General features: G+C 54.4%; 2 tRNA genes and 1 rRNA gene. All 3 read left to right on the top strand.

Features of this window, described 5'->3' with window-relative positions:
• Window positions 1-155 (top strand): 16S ribosomal RNA (locus tag GVL52_RS28640); the annotation flags it as partial.
• A gap of 69 nt (window positions 156-224) precedes the next feature.
• Window positions 225-301 (top strand) — tRNA-Ile (locus GVL52_RS28635).
• A gap of 32 nt (window positions 302-333) precedes the next feature.
• Window positions 334-409: transfer RNA gene (locus tag GVL52_RS28630), tRNA-Ala, on the top strand.
• The last annotated feature ends 78 nt before the right edge of the window (window positions 410-487 follow it).

The raw sequence follows: 487 nt of genomic DNA, 5'->3' as shown, positions 1-487 counted from the left end.
TCTTGTACACACCGCCCGTCACACCATGGGAGCGGGTTCTGCCAGAAGTAGGTAGCCTAACCGTAAGGAGGGCGCTTACCACGGCAGGGTTCGTGACTGGGGTGAAGTCGTAACAAGGTAGCCGTATCGGAAGGTGCGGCTGGATCACCTCCTTTCTGGAAACTGCATTCAAAATTGAACGCCCACACTTATCGGTTGTTGGAAGAGTCGGTGCTAACCGACATGGGTCTGTAGCTCAGCTGGTTAGAGCACCGTCTTGATAAGGCGGGGGTCGTTGGTTCGAGCCCAACTAGACCCACCAAATCTTCCGAACAATAGATGGCGAGGATCAGTGGGGGATTAGCTCAGCTGGGAGAGCACCTGCTTTGCAAGCAGGGGGTCGTCGGTTCGATCCCGTCATCCTCCACCAATCAACGACAAGTATTCCAACACCAAAGCGGCTTCGCAAGAGGCTTCTTTGTTGTTGGTCCGGTATAGACCGGATCAA

The sequence above is a fragment of the Rhizobium sp. 18055 genome, assembly GCF_902706285.1.
GTDB lineage: Bacteria > Pseudomonadota > Alphaproteobacteria > Rhizobiales > Rhizobiaceae > Rhizobium.
Note: the sequence above shows the minus strand (reverse complement) of the source record. Positions and strands in the feature narration are given on the sequence as shown.